At 46.5% G+C, this 20,574-nt stretch carries 20 protein-coding genes; 11 read left to right on the top strand and 9 right to left on the bottom strand.

Going from position 1 to position 20,574, the window contains the following annotated elements:
• Nucleotides 1-55: 55 nt before the first annotated feature.
• Together HVMH_RS10170 and ppnN are read right to left on the bottom strand one after the other, a co-directional pair.
• On the bottom strand, nt 56-1,288 hold the full coding sequence (locus HVMH_RS10170; protein WP_029912467.1) for a DEAD/DEAH box helicase: 1,233 nt from the start codon (nt 1,286-1,288) through the stop codon (nt 56-58).
• Nucleotides 1,289-1,341: 53 nt separating this feature from the next.
• Nucleotides 1,342-2,727, bottom strand: coding sequence for a nucleotide 5'-monophosphate nucleosidase PpnN (gene ppnN, locus HVMH_RS10165; protein WP_029912470.1), 1,386 nt, complete (start codon nt 2,725-2,727; stop codon nt 1,342-1,344).
• 49 nt (nt 2,728-2,776) lie between these two features.
• Here ppnN and HVMH_RS10160 point away from each other — a divergent pair, with 49 nt between their 5' ends.
• Together HVMH_RS10160 and HVMH_RS10155 are read left to right on the top strand one after the other, a co-directional pair.
• Nucleotides 2,777-3,877, top strand: a complete 1,101-nt coding sequence (locus HVMH_RS10160) for an AI-2E family transporter (protein ID WP_029912473.1) — start codon at nt 2,777-2,779, stop codon at nt 3,875-3,877.
• Nucleotides 3,878-4,027: 150 nt separating this feature from the next.
• Nucleotides 4,028-5,128: an MBL fold metallo-hydrolase gene (locus HVMH_RS10155; RefSeq protein ID WP_029912476.1), complete on the top strand. Its 1,101-nt coding sequence runs from the start codon at nt 4,028-4,030 to the stop codon at nt 5,126-5,128.
• 114 nt (nt 5,129-5,242) lie between these two features.
• On the opposite strand, the gene HVMH_RS10150 is transcribed toward HVMH_RS10155, so the two are convergent.
• Nucleotides 5,243-6,868 (bottom strand): 2-isopropylmalate synthase, encoded by a 1,626-nt coding sequence (locus tag HVMH_RS10150; protein WP_029912478.1) that lies wholly within the window; start codon nt 6,866-6,868, stop codon nt 5,243-5,245.
• Between the two features lie 223 nt (nt 6,869-7,091).
• Here HVMH_RS10150 and HVMH_RS10145 point away from each other — a divergent pair, with 223 nt between their 5' ends.
• Nucleotides 7,092-7,559 (top strand): Lrp/AsnC family transcriptional regulator, encoded by a 468-nt coding sequence (locus HVMH_RS10145; protein ID WP_152833261.1) that lies wholly within the window; start codon nt 7,092-7,094, stop codon nt 7,557-7,559.
• A gap of 45 nt (nt 7,560-7,604) precedes the next feature.
• On the opposite strand, the gene folE2 is transcribed toward HVMH_RS10145, so the two are convergent.
• The 4 genes from folE2 to HVMH_RS10125 form a co-directional block, all read right to left on the bottom strand.
• Nucleotides 7,605-8,558, bottom strand: coding sequence for a GTP cyclohydrolase FolE2 (gene folE2, locus HVMH_RS10140; RefSeq protein ID WP_029912483.1), 954 nt, complete (start codon nt 8,556-8,558; stop codon nt 7,605-7,607).
• 212 nt (nt 8,559-8,770) lie between these two features.
• On the bottom strand, nt 8,771-9,832 hold the full coding sequence (locus tag HVMH_RS10135) for a CobW family GTP-binding protein (RefSeq protein WP_029912488.1): 1,062 nt from the start codon (nt 9,830-9,832) through the stop codon (nt 8,771-8,773).
• A complete protein-coding gene (locus tag HVMH_RS10130) occupies nt 9,819-11,162 on the bottom strand; it encodes an FAD-dependent oxidoreductase (protein ID WP_029912491.1) in 1,344 nt (447 codons plus the stop codon). Before HVMH_RS10130 ends, HVMH_RS10135 begins: the two co-directional genes overlap by 14 nt.
• A gap of 123 nt (nt 11,163-11,285) precedes the next feature.
• Nucleotides 11,286-11,636, bottom strand: coding sequence for an ArsR/SmtB family transcription factor (locus HVMH_RS10125; RefSeq protein ID WP_029912494.1), 351 nt, complete (start codon nt 11,634-11,636; stop codon nt 11,286-11,288).
• Nucleotides 11,637-11,754: 118 nt separating this feature from the next.
• On the opposite strand from HVMH_RS10125, the gene HVMH_RS10120 reads away from it, so the two are divergent.
• From HVMH_RS10120 to arsJ, 5 genes are all read left to right on the top strand, one after another.
• Nucleotides 11,755-12,720 carry a permease gene (locus HVMH_RS10120; RefSeq protein ID WP_029912496.1) on the top strand — a complete coding sequence of 322 codons (966 nt, stop codon included), beginning with the start codon at nt 11,755-11,757 and terminating at the stop codon, nt 12,718-12,720.
• A 29-nt stretch (nt 12,721-12,749) separates the two neighbouring features.
• Nucleotides 12,750-13,313, top strand: a complete 564-nt coding sequence (locus HVMH_RS10115) for a thioredoxin family protein (RefSeq protein WP_081822764.1) — start codon at nt 12,750-12,752, stop codon at nt 13,311-13,313.
• Between the two features lie 77 nt (nt 13,314-13,390).
• Nucleotides 13,391-13,888, top strand: coding sequence for an arsenate reductase ArsC (locus HVMH_RS10110; protein WP_035629061.1), 498 nt, complete (start codon nt 13,391-13,393; stop codon nt 13,886-13,888).
• Nucleotides 13,889-13,918: 30 nt separating this feature from the next.
• Entirely contained in the window at nt 13,919-14,938 is a 1,020-nt protein-coding gene (locus tag HVMH_RS10105; protein WP_029912503.1) for an ArsJ-associated glyceraldehyde-3-phosphate dehydrogenase, read from the top strand.
• A 94-nt stretch (nt 14,939-15,032) separates the two neighbouring features.
• On the top strand, nt 15,033-16,244 hold the full coding sequence (gene arsJ, locus HVMH_RS10100; protein WP_029912505.1) for an organoarsenical effux MFS transporter ArsJ: 1,212 nt from the start codon (nt 15,033-15,035) through the stop codon (nt 16,242-16,244).
• Nucleotides 16,245-16,250: 6 nt separating this feature from the next.
• On the opposite strand, the gene HVMH_RS10095 is transcribed toward arsJ, so the two are convergent.
• A complete protein-coding gene (locus tag HVMH_RS10095) occupies nt 16,251-16,814 on the bottom strand; it encodes a DUF2628 domain-containing protein (RefSeq protein WP_029912507.1) in 564 nt (187 codons plus the stop codon).
• 141 nt (nt 16,815-16,955) lie between these two features.
• Between HVMH_RS10095 and folM the strand changes: the two genes are divergently transcribed.
• Complete coding sequence (gene folM, locus HVMH_RS10090; protein WP_029912510.1) at nt 16,956-17,678, top strand: dihydromonapterin reductase; 723 nt, start codon at nt 16,956-16,958, stop codon at nt 17,676-17,678.
• Here folM and hemH read toward each other — a convergent pair.
• On the bottom strand, nt 17,675-18,793 hold the full coding sequence (gene hemH / locus HVMH_RS10085) for a ferrochelatase (protein ID WP_029912512.1): 1,119 nt from the start codon (nt 18,791-18,793) through the stop codon (nt 17,675-17,677). The genes folM and hemH overlap by 4 nt on opposite strands.
• 294 nt (nt 18,794-19,087) lie before the next feature.
• Here hemH and HVMH_RS10080 point away from each other — a divergent pair, with 294 nt between their 5' ends.
• Both HVMH_RS10080 and HVMH_RS10075 read left to right on the top strand, forming a co-directional pair.
• On the top strand, nt 19,088-19,297 hold the full coding sequence (locus tag HVMH_RS10080) for a cold-shock protein (RefSeq protein ID WP_029912515.1): 210 nt from the start codon (nt 19,088-19,090) through the stop codon (nt 19,295-19,297).
• A gap of 285 nt (nt 19,298-19,582) precedes the next feature.
• Nucleotides 19,583-20,560 carry an HlyD family secretion protein gene (locus HVMH_RS10075; RefSeq protein WP_162174200.1) on the top strand — a complete coding sequence of 326 codons (978 nt, stop codon included), beginning with the start codon at nt 19,583-19,585 and terminating at the stop codon, nt 20,558-20,560.
• Nucleotides 20,561-20,574: the final 14 nt, after the last annotated feature.

Raw genomic sequence — 20,574 nt, 5'->3', positions numbered from 1 at the left:
TTATCAATGATGGCCCCAACCTGGTAGATTCTATTAAAAACCTACCAGGTTGGGGTTATTTCTTCTTAGCGGTTTTTTTAACTTTTGCAGCTTTCTTAGCCAGTTTCTTTTTATGCGGTTTCTTGACCGTTTTCTTTGGCTTTCCGGTATTGAATTTAGGTTCAAGCCCTTCGATTTTGTAGACAGGAATCTTGGCTTGCATGTGGTATTGAATACGTTCGACTTGTTTCAAATCGTGCGGTTCCACCAAGCTGATGGCAATCCCGACATTTTGTCCACGACCAGTACGACCAATGCGGTGAATGTAAATATCGCCGCGATGCGGTAGGTCGTAGTTGATGACATGTGTGATGTTGAGCATGTCCAAGCCACGGGCGGCAACATCCGTCGCCACTAGGACTTTTGTTTTGCCTTGTGTGAACTTCTTGGTGATTTCCAAACGTTTGGCTTGAATCATGTCGCCATGAAGTACATCGGCAGAAACGCCTTGCTCCAATAACCAAGCTTCCAGTTCAATGGCGCGATCTCTTTTGTTACAGAAAACCAGCGCACTCTTGCAGCTATCGTCTTCGAGCATGTTTTTCAGTAAAGCGCGTTTGTGGTCGCGGTCGTCAGCAAAATAAAGTTGTTGTTGCACTTGTTGTGATTGCTGGTTCGGCGCGTCGATTTGTACGATGACCGGATCGTCCAGTATGTCTTCAGCAAAACGTTCAACCCCAGAACCGCCTAGTGTTGCCGAGAAACAAGCGGCTTGGAAATCAGTCGGAATCGCTTCCAACAGCGCAAGAACATCTGGGCCCTGCCCCATATCGAGCATACGGTCGGCTTCGTCGATAATCACCATATCGATATAGGATAGGTCGATGAATTCTTTCGACATGATATTGAGCAGACGACCAGGCGTGGCGACCAGAATGTCGAGCGGACCGGTTAAGTTGTCTAGCTGTTTGTCGGAAGCGAAGCCTCCTGTAACGATATTGGAGCGGAATTCACAATGGGTACTAAGCTGTTTGACAACCTTGTGTATCTGGAAAGCCAACTCGCGTGTTGGCGCCAGAATCAAAGCTCTCGGCCACTTGGATGGGCGTGGCTCATCCAGTAGAACTTGCAGCATTGGCAAAACGAAAGCGGCGGTTTTCCCTGTGCCGGTGGCAGCCCCTGCTAGGATGTCTTTACGCAAAATGAATTCTGGGATGACTTCAGCTTGAACCGGAGTAGGCTTGTGGAAATGCTGCTCTTCGATTGCAGCCAGTAAAACTGGGTCTAGTTCAAGTTCTTCAAATGTCATCAGGGAATTCTTTTCGTCATCTATTGTTGTATGGGAGGAGTCAAGAGGGAGGGTTAAGCTCCCTTATTCTCGGTGATGATATTATAGCAGGGCACGTAATTCTCCGTTCCCAATTTCATGCGACGTTGTGCGACAAAGGTTTTCAGTAAGTTGTCGATGCGTGTCATGATTTCAGGGTCGCCATGAATCTGGAATGGCCCTTTTTCTTCAATCTGTTTGATGCCATCTGATTTCACATTACCAGCTACGATTGCGGAGAACACTTGGCGTAATTCCGATGCCAATTTATGGGGAGGCTGATTTTTGTGCAGCTTCAATTGGGCAATGCCTTCGTGAGTCGGCTTGAAGGGTTTTTGAAGTTCAAATGGAATGTAAAGGTTCCAGTTGTAGAAGTAGGCATCACTGGTTTCTTTGCGGTGGAAGCGCACATCTTGAACGCCTTTTTTGATGAGTTGTGCCACGCGTGATGGGTTATCGTGGATAAAGGTCAGCTTTTGCCGAGCTTCTTCGCCCAAAGCGTTCTCGATGAATTCCAATACCGCTTCAAAATAGCCTTTGTGGTTGCCTGATGAGGTGAGGATGACCGGAATCGGCACATCCATGTTTTGTGGATGCAAGAGTACGCTCAGAAGATACAGGATTTCTTCCATGGTACCGGCACCACCCGGGAAGATGATAATGCCGTGCCCCAAACGCATAAAGGCTTCCAGACGTTTTTCGATGTCCGGCAGGATAGCAAGCTCCGTCACAATGGCATTTGGTGCTTCAGCGGCGATGATACCCGGCTCGGTCAAGCCGATAAAACGTGCGCCTTTGTGGCGTTGCTTGCCGTGCCCAAGCACAGCGCCTTTCATTGGACCTTTCATAGCACCCGGTCCACAGCCGGTGCAGATATCAAAACGTCTTAGCCCCAACTCGTAACCGACATGTTTTGTGTACTTGTATTCTTCCAGACTGATGGAATGCCCACCCCAACAAACGACGATATTCGGGTCACGGTCAATGCACATTAAGTTGGCGTTACGAGCCAGATGAAAGATGGCATTGGTAATTCCAAAGGAGCTTTCCAGATCAAATTCAGGGTTGTCGATGATTTCGTTTTTGGCATAAAGCAAGTCGCGAATCACCGCCGATAAATGTTCTTGTAAGCCGACAATCATTTCGCCATCGACAAAAGCATTCGCAGGTGCATTTTCGATTTCCAGCTGAATGCCGCGTCCTTTGACGTTTACGTTAACGCGGAAATCCGGGTGTGCTTCAAGCAGAGCCAGTCCATTATCTTCCTTCGCACCGGTGTTGAGTACGGCAAGTGCACAACGTCTGAGGAGTTCGTTCAGGCCGTGATCATTTCCGTCACAAAGCTGCTGTGCCTCTTGGTAAGAGAGGATTTGCATGTTTTCAACAGGACGAATTAAGACTTTTTTGATGGCGTTATTCATGATAGATTAGTGGCTCTTCTTGTTAAGGCTAGAGTTAAGGTAACAGACCATGCGCTCACAACAAAGTTTGGCGGAAAGCTTTTTATTCATTCTTCTAATCGTCGCCATCGTCGGATTGTTGTGGCTATTCTCTCCATTTCTGGAAGCGCTGTTCTTCGCTATGATTTTAGCAACAGCGACCTATGCAATCTATCAAAAACTGTTAGTAAAGGTCAATTCCGAAACGACAGCATCCGCATTAATGAGCGTAGGAGTTTTCCTGACGGTTATTGCACCGGTGACTTATCTTCTGCTGGAAGTCGGTTTGCAGGTCGGTCAAGTCTATGGCGAAGCGCAACATTGGTTGGCGATGCAGACGCCACAAACCTTCGCCGATATGAACAAAAATCTGGTGAATATCATCCCCATTCCTGAAGATACACAAACGCAGTTGATTCAACAACTTCACGATAATGCAGGCAAGATCATTAAATTCGCTCAGGAGACCATCGTCTTTTTGGTGAAAGGGGTGTTCGGTAGCACTACTTCATTTTTGACTTTTGTTCTGTTAGCGGTCTTCGCCATGTTCTTCTTTTATCGCGACGGGCACAAAATTGCACAGCACCTTAAAGTGCTATCACCACTGGAAAATCACTATGACATGATGATTATGTCGCGTTTTTCCAACTTGTCGACCATCTTGTTATTGTCGGTACTGGGTGTGGCGTTGGCGCAAGGTGTCACCTTTGCAACGGTGGCGTGGTTACTTGGTTTGCCGGGACTGTTCTTGGGAATGGCAATTGCCGTTACCTCCTTTATTCCTGTCGTTGGCTCTGCGTTGATCTGGATTCCGGTGGCATCGTTCCTGGTATTCCAAGGGCAGTATGTCGAAGCTGGGGTAGTAATGTTCATCGGTGCGGTCATCAATGGCTTCTTGATTGATAACGTTTTACGCCCGATTCTGATTCGCCGTATTTCCATGACGCTTCATGCCAGTGGAGAAGGCTTGGAAGTTGCCAATCATACGATGATGACCATCTTGTCGACATTTGCGGGGCTGATTCATTTTGGGATTATCGGGTTGTTTTTCGGTCCGGTTATTGCGGCTTTGGCGATCACCATTTTTGATGTTTACGCGCTGAAACATTCCGATTTGCTGGATAGAACGTAATCTCTCCAGAGCTCACGGCACTGCGTTGCTCTTTTAATTGAAAAGAGGATAATGGGTTAAATACTTGTTCATAGTTAATCAAGTAAAGGCTTCTTAGAAAGCCGCATATAAACAAAATAAAAAATTGAAAAATTGTTTGGGAGGATGGTTATGAAACGACGAAGTTTATATATACCGATACTTTTTGTGGCATTGCTAGGGGTCACTGAACGCAGTTATGCGGAAAAAGGTGATCCTTATGTTGATGGCTTCAAAGCTTGGGCGCAAGACCTGAAAGCGCAAAAATCCCAAGACCAATCTCAAGCGGCGGATGCCTATCTGCGAGATATCGCCGCCACCGAAGCGAAAGCCGGTTATATCGGTAAAGAGCTGCCACTTCCTAAAGCGGTGAAAGTCAAAGAGGGGGTTTACACCATTGTCGGTAGCCAGATTTGGCACAACCCTTCTAACTTCGGTTTGAACAACAATATTTCTTTTGTCATCTTCAAAGATGGTGTATTCGTTTTCAATGCGGGCGCAAACCCTGCCATTGCCTACAGCGTGCATCAGCAAATTAAACGTATTACCGACAAACCTGTGAAATGGCTGGCGGTGGAAAACAACCAAGGGCATGCCTATCTTGGTGCGAGTTATTGGTGGGATGTTGGCGTGCGTCACCTTTACTCAAGTGCGTTGGCAAACAAACAGTTTGATGATGCCTTCCCAAGTATCAAAGCCGAATGGGGACGTCGAGTGGGTGAGGAATTGACACAATCCGCCCGCAATGTCGCCGATAAGTTCACCACCTTTGAAAACAAGTTGGCGGTGGATGTCGGTGGTGGCGAGAAGTTCATCCTGATGGATTTCGGGCCAGGTCATACACCTGCATCAACCAGCGTCTATATCCCAAGTCGCAAACTGTTGTTTACCGGTGACTTAGGCTTTAACGAGCGTATGCCGGTGATGTTCAACTACACCAATAGCTTTGAGTGGACGAAGTCGTTTGAGAACATGATGAAGCAAATTCCACATGATGTGACGGTAGTTCCTGGGCACGGTACGCCAGCGGATATGGCGACGATCAAACGTCAAACCTATGACTACTTCCGTTATGTGCAAAAACAGGTGCAGAAAGTCGTCGATAACGGCGGTAATCAGCAAGATGCTGAAGCTATCGACCAGTCTATGTATAAAGACCGTCCGGTATTCGACCAAGCGGCGAAAAACAATGCCAGACGCATCTATCAGGAAATCACTGGTGGTGATTTCTAAAAGTGATTTCTAGGCGTGATTTCTAGTCGGTTTTTCCGGGCATTAAAAAGGGCGCTATTTGCGCCCTTTTTTGTTTGTAGCTTTATGTTGGTTACCCCAACCTGGCAGATTTTATTACACAGCGGAAATCAATGCCTGCATCATTGCCGATAGGCTGTCTTCCATCATGGCGATGCCAACGCGCTTTTGGTTGCCGACCTGCACATGAATGTAAGCAATGGCCTTGGCTTCTTTGCCTTGGTGCATAGCGTGTTCCGCATAATCCAAGACATCGATTTCATTTTGGGTTTTGTTCTGCCAAGCATTACAAAGCGCGCTTAAAGTCCCGTTGCCCACGCCTTGCCAGGTTTCGCCATTCACTTCTAGGCTAAGGTGTTCCTTGCCGTCTTGTTTGTCCAATTTATAGTGGTTGAGCTGACTATGACTGTCATTCAGACGATAATGCTCAACAAATGCATCAAACAACACTTTATGGCTGACAACGCCATCGGTTGACTCTGCACAGTTTTGAGCGACAGGGGCAAAATCCTGTTGAACCCACTTCGGTAAGTTCAAACCATATTCCTGTTCCAGTACGAATGCCGCACCTGCTTTACCGGACTGACTGTTGACGCGGATAATCGCTTCGTAATCGCGCTGAATGTCTTTCGGGTCTATCGGCAAATAAGCAACATCCCAAGGTTTGTCATCATTTTGTACCGCCAAACATTTACGGATAGCATCCTGATGGCTGCCCGAGTAAGCGGTGTAAACCGCTTGTCCTACCCAAGGATGGCGAATGTGGGTTTCGATTTGTGTGACTTCTTCCACCACCTCAATCCAGTCGTCAGGGTTGCTGAAGTTCAACTCAGGGTTAATCCCTTCGCTGTAAAGGTTCATTGCCAAGGTGACGACATCCATGTTTCCGGTGCGTTCGCCGTTGCCCAATAGAGTGCCTTCCACACGATCTGCCCCTGCCAAGATTGCTAACTCCGCAGCGGCCACCGCACAGCCTCTGTCGTTATGAGTGTGTACGGAAATAATCGCGGATTCACGGTTTTGCATGTGAGTGATGAAATATTCGATCTGGTCGGCAAAGCGGTTAGGAGAGGTGCTTTCCACGGTTGAAGGCAAGTTCAAAATGCACTTGTTCTGTGGTGTTGGTTGCCAGACGTCCATCACCGCTTGGCAAACTTCTACCGCAAAGTCAGTTTCGGTTTGCGAGAAGCTTTCCGGTGAGTATTGGAAAATCCAATGGGTTTCAGGATAACGCTTGGCGTATTCCTGAACCCAAGTGGCGCCATCGACAGCAATCTGTTTGATTTCGTCTTTGGTTTTACAGAAAACCTTGTCACGTTGTACGCGCGAGGTAGTGTTGTAAACATGAATCACCGCCTGCTTTACGCCAGCAAGTGCTTCATAAGTACGTTCGATTAAATGTTCGCGCGCCTGTACCAGAACCTGCACCGTCACATCGTCCGGAATACGGTTTTCTTCAATCAAGCGGCGGGTGAAATCGAACTCTAATTGACTGGCTGACGGAAAACCGATTTCAATAGTCTTGAAACCGATAGAAACCAATTTGTCCCAAAGTTTAAGCTTTTGCTCCACGGTCATGGGTTTTGCCAAAGCTTGGTTGCCGTCTCTTAGATCGACACTCACCCAAATCGGCGCCTTGGTAAGACGACGGTTCGGCCACTGACGATTGGGTAAATCGGGAGTCACCGTTGGGCGATACTTATGAAAGTTCATTGTGTTCATTTATTTTCTCGTTTTTCAGTAAGGTTAATTAGAGTTCGCAGAGTGATCTTTACTCTGAAATAAATTCTAGCAACTTGTCTGTCGGATTAAATTGCAAAGATACGATTAAATCGCTTATATTTAGCATTAAATTCTAATTTAAAGTGTTTTTTTGAAATTAAATTGTTTTTAAAAAACTAATGGTTAAATACTATTGTTCGATTTTCGGATGAGAGGCAGGTTTATGTTGCAGTTGGATAAGTTTGATAAAGCCATTTTGTCGGCATTACAGGAAAACGGCAGGTTGAGCAATCAGGAGTTGGCGGACCAGATTGGTTTGTCGCCCTCGGCTTGTTTGCGTCGGTTCAAGGCACTGGAAACCAGTGGGTTGATTGTGGGGTATCGTGCGTTGTTGGATGCCAAGAAACTCGGTTTGGATTTGATGGCGTTGGTGCATATTTCCGTCGACAAGCATACCAAAGAACGGTTTCAGGGGTTTGAAAGTGCCGTGCAGGCAATTCCCAATGTGTTGGAGTGTTTATTGTTGACGGGGCAGTCTGCCGACTATCAGTTGAAAGTGGTGGTGAAAGATATGGATGCTTACCAAGATTTGTTGCTCAATCACCTCACGCAAATCGACGGAGTGAGCGGCGTGCATACCAGTTTTGTGTTGAGAAAAGTGGTGGATAAAACCGCATTGCCGATTGGCTAAAATCTACCAGGTTGGGGTAAATTAAGTACCCAACCTGGCAATTTTTTAATTAACCGAAAGTCTATCCATAAAGTTAGGCTCATCGTCATAGCCGCCCGGAATGCCTTTGGTGACAATCGCCACCGCATCATGCGGATGCAAGCTTTCCAAGTGGTTGACGCGAATCCAGAAGTCCAAGTATTCGGTTTGTTGGCTGAACTTGTTCTGTAAACGGCGTGCCGCATCTTCGCAGAACATCAGGTTACTGGCGTTCAGGCGCGCGAATTCTTGTTCATCTTCACGTTTGACCGTTGATTGCACAGGCGTTTGCACCGCGTCTTCAATCTGGTTGATTAACGCAGAAATCGACAAAGGTGCGTCTTCAGCAATTTTGACCTTAACCTGAGCATAAGAGCGTTGGCTGTGTGGCGTAGCGCAAATACCTTCAGGTGTGCCTAACCAAGCAAGCACTTCTTGGTAATCGACTTGATCACCGGAGAATTTTTGCTCAAATGCTTCTTGAATCAGTTGGCGAGACAAGGCTGCCGAACAGGGACAAGTGGAAGAGTAAGGCACGCTGATGCTGACTTCGCATTCAAAGGTTCCATCTTTCAGTTCGCCGCGCAAAGTGGTTGGATAATGTTTCCAGCCTGAATTGTCGGATTTCAATGAACGACGTCTTTCATAGTAGTCGAAACGGAATTCAACAAAAGCGTGGTTGCTCAGTCCTTCATGAGAGTCGATAAAGGCTTGCAATAAACCTTTGACGTGTTGCGCGGATAAAGGCGCTTCGGCTCCTTTTTGATCCAATAGCACATACAGGCGAGACATGTGAATGCCTTTGCTAAGCGGATCGTCAAGGCTGACATAGGCTTGGACTTGTGAGGAAAGTTGGGTTGGCGTGCGTTGCTCGTTTTCGACCAGAATCGGCAGTTCAATGCCGGACATTCCGACCCAGTTTAGTTTTCCTTGAGGGTTTTCATATGGCTGACAAGCGATATCGGGCATGTTCTTCGTCATGCAATTTCCTTCGGCTTTTATGAGACCTGATTTGAGTGAGGTCTGTGTTTTTTCAAACAGTTTGTTGTGAGTAAGTCAGCACAAAGGCCATGATGGGCTAAGTTTGAATCGTCTTCATCGTTGAAGTTGAACGATTTTGCTGACAGCAAGCGGTGCATTATATCACTAAAAATAAAATAATTCCTGACTAAAACAGTCGGGTATTAGTTTTGTTAATTTCGGGTGAAAAGACACTCTGATAACCCGCTTTCCAGCGCAGCAATATCCCGCTCGGTTAATGCGTGGCTGAAGATAAGTTCTAGCCGACTGTCTTGACGCCAAGCGATGTCGGAGAGCTGGGTTTGCTGGTCAACAGTGTTGAGGTGCTGCCATTCATTCCCAGTTTTGATCAAGCCTTTTGCTCGCAGGAGGTTTTTGTCGGTGTCGATGATTAAGCTGTTCAACCATGCCAGAAAATGGGTGCGGTGAAATTGCAGTTGTGAATCAAACACCCAGCCGATGGTGCTGGTGTTGCCAATGCGCATTTCTGAGCGGGTACATAAAGGCAATGTCGAGGCAAAAGGTTGCGGGGTGCCAGCAGTTTGCTGAGCATGTTCATCCAGTCCGGCGATGAGGTAAAAGGGTTGCTGGATTTGCTTAAAATCTACCAGGTTGGGGGGCGCTAGTAAAACGCTGTTTCGCAAAGAAGTGACAATACAGTTTTCCTTGGGCGGGTAGGTGTTATCCAAAACCGATTGCGCCGCTGCCAATTCCGTTGGTGTTGCCAGGTCGTTTTTATTGACGATTAATGTGTCGGCAAGCGTGACTATGTCTCGCATGATGGCGGACTTTTGCCAGCGCTCCGGCGAAAGTTGTGTAGCGGTGATGACACCGATAATACCGGAAATCGAAACAAGTTCAGTGAACGGCGGTTGTTTCAATAGGTCGATAATTTTGGCGGGGTGTCCCAGCCCGGTCGGTTCGATAATGATGCGATTGACCTTTTGTGCTAACAGAGTCGATAACGCCTGTTGATAACCATGAAATGCAGTGCAGCATAGACAGCCACCTGACACTTCCATTAAAGGGGTGTTTTCCGGGTTTTGGGGATTTGTCAGTGCAGCGGCATCAATGCCGATTTCACCGAAGTCGTTAATGAGTAGTCCCCAAATCTCATTTTGAGGTTTGGACTCAAGCAGGTGTCGGATAAGGGTGGTTTTGCCGCTTCCCAATAGCCCCGTGACAAGATTGACGGGGTATTTGGTATTGGAAGCTGGTTGGTTAGAGGTCTTCACCGTCTAGTAGGTCGTTAATCAACTGTTCGCGTTTCATTGGAACGCCCAATCGCTCACAAATGATTTTAGCGTCGCGGTAAGCATTACCTAAGCAAGTGGTTGCCCCTGGTGATGGCGTCATGTTGAAGATGATGTGGTCGTCTTCAGGCACAATGCTGGCTTCACCCAATTTAAGCTCTCGGGTAGTCTTGTCGATAACTTGAGGGCGTACCCCACCGTAGCCATCGGCATAGTAAATGTCAGAGGCTTTTAAATCCGGTAGGATTTTTTGTGCGTCTTTGACGAATAGACGCTTGTTGAACCAAGGTACTTCAAACAAGAAGTTTTTCAGAACGTAGTTACGGATTGTGCCATCGCGCATCAAGTCCCAGAAGACTTTCAGTACTTTGCCATCGAGCTTCAAGCTGCGCCAGAAATCCAGATAGGTTCCACCCGTGTAACGTTCCAGTTTTGGCAACATCAAAGCGGTTGGTCCTAGACGAGTTTTGTCTGGTGCGGTCAAATCCGGATCACCATGAATGGCGGCAAACGGCAGTTTGTCGTTTTGCATGGTGTAGACTTTGCCGTTTAGAATTTTTGGTGCGAAGTAGAAGCTACCGGCCATCGGCAGGATGGAAAGATCCATGCCGTGTCCTAACTGATTAGCAAGCAATAGGCTGTGGGCACCGGCTGAAACCACCACAAAGCGTGAGTTGAATGTACCCTGTGCCGTTTGGCATTCGTAATGGTCGTGCTCCACTTCGACAATGCGCTCGACTTCCGTGCTCAAGTAAACTTGTACGTCTTTACCGGCTTTGCGAGCGCTGTCGATAAACGAACGAGACAAGTTGCCGTAATTGACAGCAGAGTATTCGTCGGTACAGCCGCTAGCCATGATTTTTTCAGGGCGTGGCTTGCCATCTTTGTAGGCAACCGCTGGCTCGACTTCTGCAATGCGGTCGAAATCCCAAAGTTCCATGTAAGGGAAGGCGTCTTTGAATTCTTCGTGGCGTTTTACAAGGCGTTCACATTCGTCTTCGCCCACCGCTAAAATCATTTTCGGGAATTTGAAAAGAAAGTCGTTTTTTTCAACTTGTTCGGCATAGTGCACCAGCATATTTGCTGTGTGCTTGACTTGCGTGGCTTTCGCTAGGGTGTAATTGGTTTCAATATCGCCGCAATGCAAAGTTTGGCTGTTGCTGGTTGCATTGGAGTTTAGGGCAGCGATAGCGCCATATTTTTCCAGGATACAGATGCTTTTGACGTCAGTGTATTTCGCTAAGACGTAGCTTAACGCTGTACCGGTGACTCCACCGCCAACAATTACAACATCAAAATTTCGGGTGCGCATAGACTTATCCATTTCGTTGAAAAATTCAGAGCCGGGTATTATAAAACGATTTAATGGAATTAATAAATATTTTCTAATTTTCTTTTTTTAATGGGTCTATTCTACGACTGTTTACAGGGTTTTTCATAGATTACACTGCCTTCCCTTTTTCTCATAAGCTTCAAGAGCCAATAGATCTTGCTGGCAGGATTCGACATTGGCAAGTTGTTCTTTAAGTGTTTCCAGATAGGAAGACGGCAGGTACGACGCCTCTAGTTGATAATGCATCCAGGTTCCTTCACGGTGGGATTTCACCCAACCTGCATTTTTCAGGTAAGCCAAATGTCTTGAGATCAAACTTTGACCAGCTTGCATTACCGCCACAAAATCACAAACACAGAGATCTTCTCGATTGAGTAAAAGAAAGAGAATACGTAGGCGCATCGGCTCACTCAAGGCTTTGAAAAACTGGCTGTAATCTTCAATAGACGTCATGTTTGACTCCGTACTTGAACATAAAGTTTTTGTGACTTCGCGAATATTTATTGAATATATCCGTATAAACGGATATTATGCTTTCATCCTATGTTGACTATCTTAACAGAGATTGAAGATGTTTGAACAAATTGCCAGTTTTCTAGTGTATCGAGTTTTTGCTATGTCAGCCCATACGCAAGCGGCAGAAGCACTGCATTTTTTCGTTATGGACTTGCTGAAGATATTTTTCATGCTGGTGGTGATTATTTATGCCATCGGACTGCTCCGCGCATTTATCTCGACAGAGTGGATCCGCGATAAGGTTCAAGGTAAAGCGAAATGGCTGGCGAGAAGCCTGGCGATAACGCTGGGCAGTGTGACGCCGTTTTGCTCGTGTTCCTCGGTGCCTTTATTTGTCGGGTTTGTGGAAGCGCGAATCCCGATGGGGATCACTTTTGCTTTTCTAATCGCCAGCCCAATGATTAATGAAGTTGCGGTGGTGTTACTATGGAGCATACTTGGTTGGCAGGTGACATTGCTTTACGTCGCGGCAGGCTTGATGGTGGCATACATCGGTTCGGTTGTGTTGGAGTGGTTCAAGCCGGAGCGCTGGGTGGAGTCCTATGTCTGGGAATTGAAAAGTCACGGTTCAGCCGGAAGTGCGATGAACCCGAAAATGTCCTGGCAACAGCGTCACCAGTTTGCGCGTGAAGAAGTTAAAACCATTGTCGGTAGAATCTGGAAATGGGTGGTTGTCGGGATTGCATTAGGTGCGTTATTTCATGGTTATGTGCCGCAGGAATGGGTAACGACTTATTTAAGCGGCAAAAACAATTGGTGGTCGGTACCTGCGGCAGTCTTGCTTGGGGTGCCGTTGTATTCGAATGCGACGGGCGTGGTACCGATTGTCGAGGCGATGTTGAACAAAGGCGTGCCGATTGGTACCAGCTTGGCGCTGATGATGAGTATCGCAGCTTTGTCATTGCCTGAATTGTTGATTTTAAGAAAAGTGATTCGCTGGCCTGCATTGGCGGCATTTGTCGGAGTGCTGACCGTAGCATTCATATTGGTCGGTTATCTGCTTAATTTTTTATTTGGTTAATTTTGTATTGGTCTTGAGAGGGTATAGCAATGAAAAACAATTTGATGGTTCGTATGATGACGTCGATGATTTTATTTTCAATTATCATGGCGCATGTTTTCGGGCAAGTGAATTTATTTGAACCTAACTGGTTGTGGTTGGGAATCTTTGCAGCAGGTATGGGATTGCAAGCAACCTTTACTGGACGGTGTCCAAGTAACGTGGTTGGCAAGTTATTGAAAACCGGTGAGTGCTGCCCAGACGGTAGTTGCGGAACAGCCAAAGAGAAAAAAGTGGAATCTTCATGTTGTTCAGGTGCGGAAGAAACGTCTTGCTGTGGTTCGTCTGCGGAGAGCGTAAAAGATGGCATGGAAATCAAAGTTTTGGGAACAGGCTGCGCCAACTGTGATAACACCATCAAGCGTATTGAGATGGTCGCGAAAGAGATGAACGTTGCGGTGAATGTTATTGCTGTTCATGATGTAGCGAAAATTTTGGAATATGGCGTAATGTCTACGCCAGCCGTTGTTATCGCTGAAATGGTTGTGCATTCAGGAAGTGTACCTTCTAAAGAGAAAATCCAGGAATGGTTTGAGCAAGCGCCACAAGGGTAAAATTTCATCAGACTTTCATATTTTCGTCATTTATTGTTGATGGAATGTAAAGGTTTTTTCTTGTTCCGGAGACCGAGATGTTTAATGTTTTATTTATTTGTACCGCAAATTCAGCGAGAAGCATTATTGCTGAAGCTTTATTGAACAACGCTTCAAACGGGCGCTTTCAAGCCTTCAGTGCTGGGAGTGCACCGTTGGGGCATGTTCACCCTAAGACACTGGAGGTGTTAAAGGGGGCGGGATTAAGCACGGAAGGACTACGTTCAAAAAGCTGGGATGAATTTTCCGGTTCTGACGCGCCGCACATGGACTTGATCATCACCGTATGTGATGCCGCCAAGGGCGAAGTTTGTCCTGTATGGCCTGGACATCCGGTCACGGCACATTGGGGTATTGAAGACCCCTTAAGAAATGGAAATGAGGAAATCAGACCTTTTCGTGAAGCTTTGCGTTATTTGGAAAACCGCATTCGCTTGTTTACTGAGCTGCCGATGGAAAAGCTTGAACACCTCAAATTGCAACAACACATGGATGAAGTCGCCGCTTTGCATCACGAAGCTGCGTTGTCAAAGTAATCATCCAGTTATTAGGAACAGGAATACAACATGCAAAAAATACGCGTAGCGATCAACGGTTTTGGCCGCATGGGGCGGTTGGCGTTAAGAGAAGCTTTTGATTGGCCGCAGGTTGAGTTTGTACATATCAATGAGACTGCGACCGATGTGGTCGGCTCAGCGCACTTGTTACATTTCGATTCGGCGCATGGACGTTGGCATCATGACGTGACGGCCAATTCTGAAGACCAAACCATGGCGATTGAAGAGCAGACAATTTCCTATTCAAGCAATAAAGACATTGCGGACACCGATTGGTCGGCATTGAATGTGGATGTGGTGATTGAAGCTACGGGTAAATTCCGCACCAAAGAGGCACTGCAACCTTATCTTGACCAAGGCGTGAAGCAAATCATTGTTGCCGCGCCTATGAAAGAAGGCATCAAGAATATCGTCATGGGCATTAACGATAATGTCTTTGTTGCCGGGCAAGACCCAATCATCACTTCCGCTTCTTGTACCACTAACTGTATCGCGCCTGTGATAAAAGTTATGCATGAAAAGTTGGGCATCAAGCATGGGATGATTACCACCATGCACGACCGCACCAACACGCAGAAAGTGGTTGACCATGGTCATGCGGATTTGCGTCGTGCCAGAGCTTCGTTTGAATCTTTGATTCCAACGACTACGGGTTCGGCAAAAGCAATCGGAACGATTTTCCCGGAACTCAACGGACGTTTGAACGGTATCGCGGTGCGTGTACCTTTGATGAATGCTTCTTTAACCGATTTGGTGTTGGAAATGGAGCGAGAAACTTCTGTTGAGGAAGTAAATGCTTTGTTGAAAGAAGCTTCTGAAACGTATCTGAAAGGCATTCTTGGCTTTGAAGAGCGTCCATTGGTATCGGTTGATTTTGAAGGTGAGCCTTGTTCTTCAGTGATTGATGCACCATCGACTATGGTGGTGAACGGCACGCAAGTGAAACTGCTGGCATGGTACGACAATGAAATCGGTTATGTATTGAGAATGATGGAACTAGCGGTAAAAGTCGGTCAACTTAACCCTTAAGCAAAACCTTACTTACATGGCATAAAATCTGCCAGGTTGGGAGCGCTTAGTCATCCCCCAACCTGGTAGATTTTGCACTGCGGAAGGCACTATGATGAAACTCTCTTCATTACAGCAATACGGCTTGGTGACTGCCAATTATTGGGCATTTACCTTGACCGATGGTGCCATCCGCATGTTGGTGCTGCTCTATTTCAACCAACTTGGTTATTCTCCTTTCGATATTGCGCTGCTGTTCTTGCTGTATGAATTCTTCGGTGTGGTGACAAATCTGATTGGCGGTTGGCTGGGCGCCAGGCTGGGATTGAATGTCACCATGAACCTCGGCTTGGTGTTGCAGGTCATCGCTCTGATTATGTTGACGGTGGATAGCAGTTATTTGACGGTGGCTTATGTGATGGCTGCACAGGCTTTGTCCGGTATTGCTAAAGACCTCAATAAAATGTCGGCCAAAAGTTCCATCAAGAGTCTGGCATCGGACGCAAGTGGGCAACTCTATTCTTGGGTGGCGTTACTCACCGGGTCGAAAAATGCGTTGAAAGGCGTTGGATTCTTTATCGGTGCGGCGTTGCTGGAAGGCGTGGGCTTCACCAATGCGCTTTATGTATTGGTTGCCATTATTGTTTTGCCATTGGTGTTTTCCATTTTCTTGTTGGATGCGTCACTTGGCAAAGCGAAAACCAAATCCAAATTCAGTGAAATTTTTTCCAAATCTCAAGCCATCAACTGGTTGTCTGCAGCACGATTCTTTTTGTTCGGTGCAAGAGATATTTGGTTTGTGGTGGCGTTGCCGGTGTTTTTGGAGTCCGTGTTGGGCTGGTCGTTTATGGCAGTTGGTACCTTTATGGCGGCTTGGGTGATCGGTTATGGGTTTGTGCAGGCGATCACACCTAAACTGACAGGTATCAAAAAAGGTAAAGCTGTTGAAGAGGGCGCGAAACCGACTTCAATGACGGCGATGAAACTGGCGGTGTTGCTGGCGTTGGTCCCAATTGCGATGGCGCCGTTGTTGTCATGGCATCCGCAAACGGTCATCGTGGTGGGGTTGATGATTTTCGGTATCGTATTTGCTCTAAACTCGGCTGTTCATTCCTATCTGATCGTGTCCTTTGCAGATGAAGATGGCGCATCTAAAGATGTCGGTTTTTATTACATGGCGAACGCAGGTGGGCGTTTGATCGGTACGTTATTGTCCGGTTTGACGTATCAGTTTGCAGGAATGGAAGCGAGTCTGGTGGTCTCTTCAGTGTTTGTTATGTTGGCTGCGGCGTTGGTGTTGAAAGCCAAGCCGCAGACTGAGCTTTAGTTGATATTAGTGATGATGTAAGCTCGAAGGATCGACAATGGAAATCACCAGTAGACCCAGAACCAACAAAGCATAGAAAATTCCCGCTGCCCAAGCTACCCAGTTATGGAAGCCGCCGATTTTTGTCATGGCACTCAATTTCTCTTCTTCGGTTTCATAACGGTTTTCGATTTGCTGCTTGAGCATGGCATAACGTTTGATGATGAAAAACGGTGCAATCCCTCCCAGTACAACCATGCCGACAATCGTGCCGAAAGGAATGAAACTGATAGCGAAGGTGACAAGGAATGTCACTAATGCCGCCAAATAAGCTTTGCGGTAAAGCAGGAAAATCCAACCCCCAAAGAATCCCCACCAACTCCAGTGCCATTGTAGATTGGGTGAGCCTGTCACCATCATTTTTTTCAACGCGTTTTGGTAATAAGTCATTTTGGAAGGTTTTTGCACGAAAGCTTCCAACATGGCTTGTTCATATTGGTCGTTTGTCTCGGATGAATGGATAAATTCTGCTGCCGTTTGGCTTTCATTTGAGGTTTCATTCGACTGCGGTTGATTCGATGTTTCCGTCATAGTAAGTATCCTGATATGATTGTTTTTATAGAGGCAGCTTATCACATTGCATCAAGTGTGCAAATGTCGAAAAGCACGAAATGGTTTTGATAATATTCACCCATTCGTACAAAAACTTATCAATAGAGGGAAGCGCGAAAAATGCTGGGAAAAAAACTGGAAAATGCAATCTTGATTACCGGTGCAGGACAACGCATCGGGCGTTACTTGGTACAGCATTTTTTGGATAAGACGGACTACCCAGTAATCTTTACTTATCGCACTGAACGAGCGGCTGTAGATGAGCTTAAAGCAGCGGGCGCATTTGGATTTCAGGTGGATTTTACGCATCCCCACACCTTGCAGGACTTTTGTACGGTACTGGAAGAAGACGTGCAAAGTTTACGTGCGGTGATTCACAATGCATCTTTGTGGGTGAGTGAACAGAAGATTACCGAAAAGCCGCAACTGATGCAGGCGATGTATGATGTACATGTCAATGCACCTTATCGCTTGAATCAGGTTTGCTTGCCTTTACTTCAAGCTTGCCATAGTGAACAAAAGGATATCATTGCCTTGTCGGACTGCAGCACTTCTCAGGGGCAAGGGGATTATGCTGCCTACCTCAGTAGTAAGGCAGCACTGGAATCTTTAATGCTGTCTCATGCGAGCGCTTTTGCGCCAGAGGTAAAGGTGAACACCATTGCTCCGGGGCTGGTGTGTTTCAATGAAGGTGATTCTGAGGCATATCAACAACAGCGCCTGTCAGAAAGTGCGATTCCAAAACCGGCAGGAATGGAATCCATTTGGCACGCCGTGAATTTTTTGATGAGTAGCCCGACGTCGACCGGTTCTCGTATCGAAATCGGGCACTTAAAAAGTTAATTTCCGCTTTGCATCTTTTCAGCATTGGCTTTGACTTTCTGTCTCTCCAGCGCGTCAGCCGATTGATCCATGCCTTGTCTTTCAGGCCAACCGAGGGTTTGGGTCAGTAGAATGTCGGCTAAAGCATCAGTATGGTCATCTCTGGCATTTAGCGCAGGGATATAGCTGAACTTCTCGCCACCGGCTTCTATGAAATACTCACGGTTTTCCTGATCAATCTCTTCAATTGTCTCCAAACAATCCGCCGAGAAGCCCGGACAAATCACCTGAACATGCTTCACGCCTTCGGCAGGCAATGCTTTCATGGTGGCATCGGTATAGGGTTTGATCCACTCTTCTTTGCCGAACAGCGATTGGAAAGTCACTCTGTATTCGTCAGAGCTTAAACCAAGTTCCTCTGCAACCAACCTTGATGTGACGTGGCATTCGCAATGATAAGGGTCACCACCGTCAAAATAACGTTGCGGAATGCCGTGGTAAGACAAGACCAATAGATCTGGTTTGCCGTGCTCGGCTTGGTGGTCGCGAATCGAGTTTGCCAAAGCTTTGATATAGCCGTGATGACGGTGATATTTAGCGACAAAGCGTAATTCAGGAACCCAGCGCCAAGTCTGTATGGCTGCGGAGACGGCGTCAAAGGTAGAGCCGGTTGTCGCAGCCGCATACTGTGGGTAAAGTGGCAGGACGACCAGTTTGGTACAACCTTTTGCCGCAAGCGACTCCAATGCCGAAGCAATGGAAGGGTTACCATAGCGCATCCCAATTGCGAATTCGACTCGACCGCTGAAGTGTGGACGGACTTTATTGGCGATGGCTTCTAACTGTGCATTGCCGATGTCCAGCAATGGAGAGCCTTCACCATAGTGCCCCCAAACTTCTTGGTAAGCTTCCGCGGATTTTGCGGGGCGTGTATTCAAAATAATGCCGTTTAAAATCAGTTTCCATAGCCATCTTGCTGGCGGCGGCTCAACCACTCGAGTATCGAGCAGGAATTCTTTTAGATAAGGCTTTAGAGCTTCCTTGGTTGGCGCGTCAGGTGTTCCTAAGTTGGTGATTAAAATGCCGACGGCCTGGTCGTCACCATGTTGGAATTGAACTGGGTTGTGGTAAAGCATGCTTTATCGGTTCCTGAATTTGATGTTTAGAGACTATCATAAGAAAAACTAGCGGCCATTGAAAGCACTTAACGGAAGCAATATTTGGTAAAAAAGTTGTTTTACGTTGATTCCTCAACGCTTTTTTGTTAAAAAGCTAAGCGGAACAACTGATTTTTCAAAGTCACTTCTGTCAATACGCCTTTTGGTATTTTGTGTCGGGCATGTTTTGACTGACTGGATGTATTTCCTCAGAACACCTTCGATCGATTAGGAATTCCAAGCAATATCATTAGTTAAGTAAAAGGAAGAAGCATGTCAGACGTAGTTTCAGGCACTGTTAAGTGGTTCAATGACGAAAAGGGATTCGGTTTTATCGAGCAACCAGGTGGGAAAGATGTATTCGTACACTTTTCAGCCATCCAGGGTTCTGGTCGTAAGACACTTGTTGAAGGTCAGGCGGTAACGATGCAAGTTGTTGAAGGAGCAAAAGGTCCTCAAGCGGAAAACGTTGTTCCGGCCTAACTCTCCCAGCTGCAATTTGTAGTTTCAAAGCATCCTGCTTTGTTGATGACCCCGGTTCTTCCGGGGTTTGTCTTTTCTGCAGGATAGAAAATGAATCCTTTATGAATTTTGCCCTTAAAACGCTTTGGTGGCGCTAAAAGCGAAGATAATAAATTTGTTATCGCTTAGAATATTATCAAATGCATGATACAGGTTTTTGATGCGCCCTTAAGTAGTATGCGCTTGTATTGAACTGTGAAGGAATGAATTCGGGATTATTCAGGTACTGAGTCTATGGTGAAGCGATTGAAATTGTGGTTTTTTCTGGCTTTGGTAGCCGCTATCGCCATTGGTGGGTATTTTTGGTTCCAGTACCGTGATTTGCATCCATCCACTTCGGATGCTTACTTGTCAGCAAATACCGTCTACTTAAGTCCTCAGGTAGAGGGACAGGTTGCTAAAGTTTTGGTTCAGTCATACCAAAGTGTCCATAAAGGGCAAGTGCTGGTGCACATTGACTCAAGCAATTTTTCATTGGCATTAGCACAGGCGCAAGCGCAATTGACCTTGGCGAAGACGCAGGCAATTTCAGCAACTGCGGACGAAAAAACTGCACGTGCGCAAGCCAGAGACGCTTTGAATGTTAAGAACTTTCAGGAAATAGATTACAAACGTGTTAAATCGCTTAGTAAGAAAGGTTTGGCCTCACAACAACAGTCTGATGACAGTCTTTACAAATTGAAAGAAGCCGCCGCTAAGTATGATGCCGCCGAGTCGGAAATTAATTCGGCTCAAGCACGTTTGCAACAAGCCGCTGCGCAAATTGAAGCAGCTCAGGTTGCGATTAACAAAGCCAAGTTGAACTTGTCTTATACCGAAATCAAAGCGCCTACTGATGGCTTACTGGGTGAAGTAACGGTGCAGCCGGGACAATATGTCTCAGTTGGCGAGAAACTGTTCCCGATGGTTGAAAATAATGCGTTTTGGGTTGCTGCGAACTTCAAAGAAACGGATTTGCTGCGAATTCATCCGAATCAAAAAGCAGTGTTACAATTGGACATGTATCCTGGACACAGTTTTGAAGGTACGGTCGAGTCGATCAGTCCGGCAAGTGGCGTCGCTTTTTCTTTAATTCCCTCACAGAACGCAACCGGAAACTGGGTAAAAGTGACCCAGCGTTTTCCAGTACGTGTGCACCTGCATACCGAGACGCTGAGTGATGAATGGCTTCAAAAACTTCGTATTGGTGCCAGTGTCGATGTAACCATAGACACAACGCAATAATCACGGACACATCC

Origin of the sequence: Hydrogenovibrio marinus (assembly GCF_013340845.1) — a bacterium.
GTDB classification, from domain to species: Bacteria; Pseudomonadota; Gammaproteobacteria; order Thiomicrospirales; family Thiomicrospiraceae; genus Hydrogenovibrio; species Hydrogenovibrio marinus.
Note: the sequence above shows the minus strand (reverse complement) of the source record. Positions and strands in the feature narration are given on the sequence as shown.